Source organism: Candidatus Sulfotelmatobacter sp. (assembly GCA_035498555.1).
Lineage (GTDB): Bacteria > Eisenbacteria > RBG-16-71-46 > RBG-16-71-46 > RBG-16-71-46 > DATKAB01.
In genome coordinates this window covers 1-7,517 of sequence record DATKAB010000212.1, presented here as the reverse complement: position 1 = coordinate 7,517, position 7,517 = coordinate 1, and the positions used below count along the sequence as shown (strand labels likewise).

Here is a 7,517-nt window from a genome sequence, read left to right as displayed (position 1 = left end):
GCGCTCGCCGCCAAGAAGTCGTCGGCGCCGGCCAAGGCCGCCGCGCCGGCGGCACCGGCCGGCCCGAACTATCAGGCCGCGATCGACGCGGCGTTCGCCAAGTACAAGGATACGCACGAAGGCAAGAACGCCGACTACATTCCGGCGCTCGCCGCGGTGGATCCGAACGTGTACGGCGTGGCGCTGGTGACGGTCGACGGAAAGGTGTTCACCGCCGGCGACCTCACCACCCAGGTCTCGATCCAGTCGATTTCCAAGGTCTTCACCATGGCCCGGGTGATGGAGGAGCAGGGGCCGGATGCCATCCTCAACAACATGGGCGTGGACGCGACCGGTCAGGCGTTCAACTCGATCGTCGCGATCGAGCAGTACAAGGGCGCCGAGATGAACGCGATGGTCAACCCCGGCGCCATTACCGCGACCAGCATGGTGAGCGGCGCCACTCGCGACGAGATCTGGAACAAGATCCTCGCCTGGTACGGCGACTTCGCGGGCCGGCAGCTGACCGTGCTGCAGGACGTGTTCAAGTCGGAGTCCGACACGAATCAGCGCAATCAGGCGATCGCGATGCTGATGTACGCCTACGGTCACATCAAGGCCGACCCGCTCCAGGCGTGCGACATCTACACCGAGCAGTGCTCGGTGGGCGTGACCGCCAAGGACCTGGCCGAGATGGCGGCGACGCTCGCCAACGGCGGCAAGAACCCGATTACCGGCAAGGTGTGCATGAACAGCGCCAACGTTCCCAAGGTGCTGGCGGTGATGGCGACCGCGGGCCTCTACGACGACTCCGGCAAGTGGCTCTATCGCACCGGACTTCCGGGCAAGAGCGGCGTGGGCGGCGGAATCATCGCCGTGTCGCCGGGCAAGTTCGGCATCGCGGTGGTGTCGCCGCCGCTCGATGCCGCCGGCAACAGCGTCAAGGCGCAGAACACGATCGCCGACGTTTCGAACGCCGTCGGCGGCAATCCGTACTGGGAGAAGGTGCACTAGTTCAACGCGCTTGGGTCCATCCGACGCCCGCCTCGTCGACCGGCCGCACCCCGGCCACGGCGGGACGGGCGCTGGCATTCATGCAGGACAGATGATCTCCGTTCGTGCCCCGTCGCGGTACGATCGATCGAGAGAGGAACCGGAACATGCAAGGCAACTCGATTCGCAGCAGCGCCGCGAAGCGATGGGGCGCGGTCATGATGATTGCGCTCGCTGGCTTCGCCCTGGTGTGCGGCGCAGGCTCGGCCCACGCCGCGAAGAAGAAGTCGTCCGCGCCGGCCGCGGCGGCGCCGGCCAAACCGGCGGCGCCGGCCACGCGCACCGAGCACGACCTGCTCGGGGAGAAGCAGGTGCCCGCGGATGCGTACTACGGGATTCAGACCGCGCGCGCGCTCGAGAACTTCCAGCTCTCGGGCGTTCCCATCAATCGCTACCCGGGATACATCGAAGCCTGGGCGATCGTGAAGCTGGCCGCGGCCCGCGCCAACACCGCGGTGGGCGCGATGAAGCCCGAGCGGCTGGCCATGATCGAGAAGGCGTGTCAGGCGGTGCGCGACGGCAAGTATCTCGACCAGTTCCAGGTGGACTGGTACCAGGGCGGCGCCGGCACCTCGACCAACATGAACGCCAACGAGGTGCTGGCCAACATCGGACTCGAGATGGGTGGACACAAGAAGGGCGAGTACCAGTACCTGGAGCCGCACGACGATCTCAACATGTCGCAGTCGACCAACGACTCGTACCCGACCGCGATCAAGGTGGCGTTGCTGCTGCGCAACGACAAGCTGATCGCCGAGCTGACGCAGCTCGCCGCCTCGTTCCGCGCGAAGGGCGACGCCTATCTCAAGATCGTGAAGATGGGGCGCACCGAGCTGCAGGACGCGGTGCCGATGACGGTCGGCCAGGAATTCCACGCCTTCGCCGCCTCGATCGAGTCCGAGATCCAGAACTTGAAGGAAGCCGAAAAGTCGCTTTACTCCGAGAACATGGGCGCCACCGCCATCGGCACCGGCATCAACGTGCCGAATGGCTACGACGTCAAGTGCGCCGAGGAGCTGGCGAAACTGACCGGCAAGCCGATCGTTCCCGCGAGCGACATGATCGCCGCCACCTGGGACCAGCAGGGGTTCGTGGTCTACTCGTCGGCGCTCAAGAGCACCGCGATCAAACTTTCCAAGATCGCGAGCGACCTGATTCTGCTCACCTCGGGTCCGCGCGCCGGCCTGTCCGAGATCAACCTGCCGGCGATGCAGCCCGGCTCATCGATCATGCCGGGCAAGGTCAACCCGGTGGTCCCCGAGGTCGTGGGCGTCGTCGCGTTCCGCGTCATGGCCAACGACGTTGCCGTGACGCTGGCCTCGCACAGCGGCCAGCTCCAGCTCAACGCCTACGAACCGCTCAATGGCCTCGCGTGCATCGAATCGCAGCATCTGCTCTTCAACGTCTCCAAACTGTTCCGCACCCGATGCGTGGACGGCATCACGGTCAACGAGAAGGTGCTGGAGCACTACATGGAGACCACGGTGGGCATCGTGACCGCGCTCAATCCCGTGATTGGCTATGACAAGGCCACCGAGCTGGCCAACGAGGCCTACAAGAGCGGTAAGGGCATTCTGGAGGTGATTCGCGAGAAGAAGGTGCTGACCGAGGATCAGATCAAGGACCTGCTCGATCCCATCAAGCTCACCAATCTCGATCCCACCAAGTACAAGGAGTGACGGAGAGGTCATGCGAGGAGAAACATTCATGAAAGCGTCCCGAATTATCGCCGCGGCAATCACCGCGGCCGTCGTCGTCGCCGCCTCGGCCTGCGCCGAGAACGCCGCGTCCGGAAAGAAACCCAAGGTCATCATCCTCGCCACCGGCGGAACCATCGCGGGCTCCGCCGCCTCGCAGACGTCGGCGGGTTACCAGTCCGGCGCGGTTGCCGTCGACGCGCTGATCGCGGCGGTCCCGCAGCTCAAGGACATTGCTGACGTCAGCGGCGAGCAGATCGCCAGCATCGGCAGTCAGGACATGAACGACGAGGTCTGGCTCAAGCTCGGCAAGCGCGTGAATCAGTTGCTCGCGAAGCCCGACGTTGCGGGCATCGCGATTACGCACGGCACCGACACCATGGAAGAGACCTCGTATTTCCTGAACCTGGTCGTGCACAGCGACAAGCCGGTGGTCTTGACCGGCTCGATGCGGCCCTCGACCGCGATGAGCGCCGACGGACCGCTCAACATCTACAATGCGGTGGCGATCGCGGCCGATCCTAGCGCCCGCGGCCGGGGCGTGCTGGTCACGGTCGACGACGACATCCACTCGGGCCACGACATCGTGAAGACGCACACCACCGATGTCGGCACCATGGCCTCGGGCGAAGCCGGTCTGGTCGGCGCCACCCTATTCGGCAAGCAAACGTGGTATCGCTCGCCCGCTTCCGTCCACACCGCGAAAAGCGAGTTCAACATCGACAACGTGAATGCCTTGCCGCGCGTCGACATCATCTACGCCCACGCCAACATGTCGCCCGACATCATCACCTCGGCGGTGCAGAATGGCGCCAAGGGGTTGGTGATCGCCGGCGTCGGCGACGGCAACATGACCGCTCCCGCCGTCGAGGCGGTGAAGGCCGCGATCGCCAAGGGTTGCGTGGTGGTGCGCTCGTCGCGCACCAACGGCGGCATCATCCGACGCAACATCGAACTGAACGACGATCAGCTCGGGACGGTCGCCTCGATGGAGCTGAACCCGGCCAAGGCGCGCGTGCTGCTGCAGCTCGCTTTGCTCAAGACCAAGGACGCGAAGACCATTCAGGGCTATTTCGACCGGTACTAGACTCTCGACTGCATGACATCGACCGCGGGCGCTGCTCAGATCGAGCGGCGCCGGCGCTCCTGTCGGGGCCGACAAGGAATTCAAGTGACTCGCACGAACCCGACGCTGCCCGCTCCCGACGAGATGACGAGACACCGGGTCCGCGGGCTCAGATGGCTCGTTCCCCGGGGCGCCGGCGTCGGTCTTGCGTGGGTGATCCTGATGCTGGCCTCGCCCCCCGCGCGAGCGCAGGAGCTGGCGCCCGCGGCGGGCGCTACGATCGACAGTTCGATCGAGGCCGCCGAAGCGGAGGAGCCGGTTCCCCCGAAAGACCAGAAGTTGATGCATTGGAGCGACTACATCAGCGAGGATTTCCTCTTCCACTTCGGATACAACGCCATGTACGACCTCGTCGGGTACGACCAGGATCCCGGCAGCGTCGACCAGTGGGGCGAACTGAAGGACGATTCGAAATGGCGTGACTTCCGGCTGCTCGCCTCCGCAAAGTTCCCCAGGTCCAGGCGCATCATCGAAGGGAAGGCCGGGTACATGTACGACGGCCTCAACGACAAATGGCTATGGCGGGAGACCGGCATCGTCGTAGCGGTCCCCGAAATCTGGGGGCACCTCTTCATCGGCCGCACGAAACTGGGCGCTTCCATGATCAAGCACATGTCCGGGGCGTCGATCATGGGGTTGGAGCGCGCCGAGATCGAAGACATGACCATCCCGATCCAGAACGACGGCATCCGGTGGATGGGCTACCTCCCGAAGCAGAGCCTGGTCTGGAACTTCGGGTATTTCAATCAGACGCTCCTCAAGAATCCCCTCTATCCGTTCATGGACCAGCAGTACGCCGCGCGCGTGGCCTGGCTGCCGATTCTTTCCGAACGGGACGGGAAGGTGCTGCATCTTGCCGCGAATCTCACGTACGGCAATCCGAAAGACGACAAGACTCAGCTCAAGGCCAAACCGGAGGCGACCACCGCACCCTATTTCCTCGACACCGGGGTTTTCCCCGCCGAGCATGAGAGGGTGATCGGTCCAGAGGTGTGGTACCGGGACAACTCGTGGCTGTTCGGAGGCGCGTACTACTTCGTGAAGACCGAAGCCTCCGCCGGGGATCATCAGTTCGATGGCGGCGACGCGTGGGTGTCGTGGCTCATGACCGGCGAGGTCCGAAGGTACAACACCCGCGGTGCGCTGTTCGACTTCGTCTACCCGAAGAGGTCGATCTTCAATGGCGGAACGGGAGCCTTGGAGGCGACCATCCACGCCACTTACACGGACGCCAACAGCGGGTCGATTCAGGGCGGCAGGTTCTGGAGAGTGACGCCGACGTTCGCCTGGTACCCCTCCTACGAGTTCCGGGTCACGATCGGATACGGCTACGGCGTGCTGGACCGGTTCGGCACAAGCGGCGCGACGCACTTCTTCCAGGGCCGAATTCAGTTCATGCTCTGACCCGATCGAACGAGCGAGCCGTCACGCTCCCGTTCGGAGCGTTGCTCCCACCCGCGGCGCCGCCCGGACCGATCTCAGCGCACCAGCAGCGCCCGGCGGGTGACCGACCTCTGACCCGCCTGCAGCCTGACGACGTAGAAGCCCGGCGGAAGCCCCGACAGCTCATCGAGCGAGGTCACGTGGCGGCCGGCGGTTAGCCCGGTCAGCTCGCGTTTCAGGGCAGATCGGCCGGCGATGTCCACCAGCTCGACCGAAGCGGTCTGGGCCTCCGGCAGGCTGAAGGCCAGCGTGAGCCGCGGCCCGGTCACGGGATTCGGCTGAATGGGCTCGAGCGCCAGCGTTCTCGGCAGTTCGAGCGGAACCTCGACCCACGACTCGGGCCCGTAGGCGGTCGCTCCGTTCGAGTCCCAGCCGAGGCGATAGTCGTAGCGCGTTCCCGCAGTCACATCGCGATCGGTGTAGTCGAGATAGCCCGAGCCGTCCGCCATGACGGTGGTGCGCTCCTCCCAGGGCGTCTCGCGAGTCCTGCGAAAGACTCGCGCGGGCTGGGAGCGGCGACCATCCGCCAGCCAGCGCAGCGACACCTCGCCGTTCGATGCGTCGCTTCGCACCAGCGAGGCCAGCGCCGGCACGACGGCGTCGGTCACGTAATAGATCTCGCCCGAGAGCGCGGAGGGGCCGCCTTCGCAGTGCTGCGTGAACGTCGACCAGAAGGTCGAGAGATTGCCGAGCGGATCGAAGCCGATCGCCTTCACGGTGAAGGTGCCGGTCGACGTGTTGCACCCGCGACCGTCGCCGGAGACGTCGAGCCCGGGATTTCCTGTTCCATTGAAACGCATCGTGCCCGGGTAGCTCCCGGGGGCGAGCACCTGACCGTAGGGCGCCGAGAAATCGAGGTAGAACCAGTCCTGACCGCCGGTGACGGACATGTTGACGTAGCCGGGGCTTCCGTATCCTGAAAATGTCGCATTGGCGGAGGTGAAATGGTAGGTCGCGCCACCGCCGATGTAGTCGCCCGGGTCGCTCGCCATGTTGAGGAACGTCGGATTGAGCACGTGGATGTTGGTGATCGAGGTGGCCATCTCACCATGCGCGCTGTGGGCCGTGAACGTCACGGGGACCACGATCGCGGGGGGCCCGGGAGCATGCCAGGCGAGCGTGCCCGTCCCGTCGCCATGGTCTACGAACTGCGCGCCGGCCGGCACCCCCGCAGCCGAGAGGGTCACGCCGAAACCGCGCGTGTCGTGCGCGGAGACGTCGAACGCGAGCGGCACGCCCGGCGGCGTGAAAGCGTCGGCGGGAGAGCCGACGTAAACCGCCGTGTCCACGTTGATTCGAATCTCGGCCAGCAATTTGGGAGCGATGCCCTCGCAGTGCTGCTCGAGCGTGGCCCACAGTGAAGAGACGTCGGAGTTCGAGTCGAACGTCACGCTGCGCACCTGGAAGGAGCCCGTCAGCGTGTTGCATCCGCCCGAGTTCGCGGTCACCGACAGGCCGGGGTCGTTGGCCGCCTGGAATGGATAGCGCGTCGCGTTCAGGTAGATGCCGGGCTGAAGCGCTCGCGCGTAGGGCGGCAGCAGGTCGAACATCCAGCTCTGCCCGGATCCGTTGAACGTGACCTCCGCCCCGCGGCCCTGCAGCGCATGCAGCGTGAAGGCGCCGTCGGCGTGGGTGAAGTGGTGGCTCTGGCCGCCGCCGATGTAGTCGCCGGGATCGCTGGCGATGCTGATGAGATCCGCGCCAAACGCGTGGATCGTGGTCGCGCCGACGGCGGTCTTGCCGGCGGTGTCGCGGGCGTGGAACACGATCACGAAGTCTCCGGCGCTGGCGGGACCGGCCGGCCAGTCGAAGGTGCCGGTGCCGTTTCCGTGATCGACGAACGTCGCGCCCGCGGGCGGCGAGTCGAGCGAGAGCTGAGTCGGTAGCCCGCCGGCATCCACCGCCGAGATGTCGAAGTGGACCGGGGTGTGGACCTGGACCGTGAAATCGGAGGGCGACACGACATACAGCGAGGTGTCGGCGTTGATGCGGATCTCGCCGCTGAGCTTCGGGATTCCGTTCTCGCAGTGCTGCTCGAACGTCGCCCAGAACGAGGTGACGTTGTTGCTCGGGTCGGTCGTGATCTGGCGGACGATGAAGAGTCCCGAGAGCTGATTGCATCCTCGCCCGTTGCCCGAGATGTCGAGCCCCGGCTCGGTGCTGGCCTGGAACGGATAGCGATGCGCGCCGACATAGGCGCCCGGCGTCAGGTCGTGGCC

The 7,517-nt window shown here is 65.6% G+C and carries 5 protein-coding genes; 4 read left to right on the top strand and 1 reads right to left on the bottom strand.

Features of this window, described 5'->3' with window-relative positions:
• The 4 genes from glsA to VMJ70_16060 all read left to right on the top strand — a co-directional run.
• Positions 1–993: glutaminase A (glsA, locus tag VMJ70_16075; GenBank protein HTO92649.1), on the top strand; the 993-nt coding region annotated here is incomplete at its 5' end.
• Positions 994–1,139: 146 nt separating this feature from the next.
• Positions 1,140–2,711: an aspartate ammonia-lyase gene (locus tag VMJ70_16070; GenBank protein HTO92648.1), complete on the top strand. Its 1,572-nt coding sequence runs from the start codon at positions 1,140–1,142 to the stop codon at positions 2,709–2,711.
• 28 nt (positions 2,712–2,739) lie between these two features.
• A complete protein-coding gene (locus VMJ70_16065; protein ID HTO92647.1) occupies positions 2,740–3,816 on the top strand; it encodes a type II asparaginase in 1,077 nt (358 codons plus the stop codon).
• An 84-nt stretch (positions 3,817–3,900) separates the two neighbouring features.
• Complete coding sequence (locus tag VMJ70_16060; GenBank protein HTO92646.1) at positions 3,901–5,259, top strand: porin; 1,359 nt, start codon at positions 3,901–3,903, stop codon at positions 5,257–5,259.
• Between the two features lie 74 nt (positions 5,260–5,333).
• On the opposite strand, the gene VMJ70_16055 is transcribed toward VMJ70_16060, so the two are convergent.
• Positions 5,334–7,517, bottom strand: a 2,184-nt coding sequence (locus tag VMJ70_16055) for a T9SS type A sorting domain-containing protein (protein ID HTO92645.1), incomplete at its 5' end; no start/stop codon positions are given.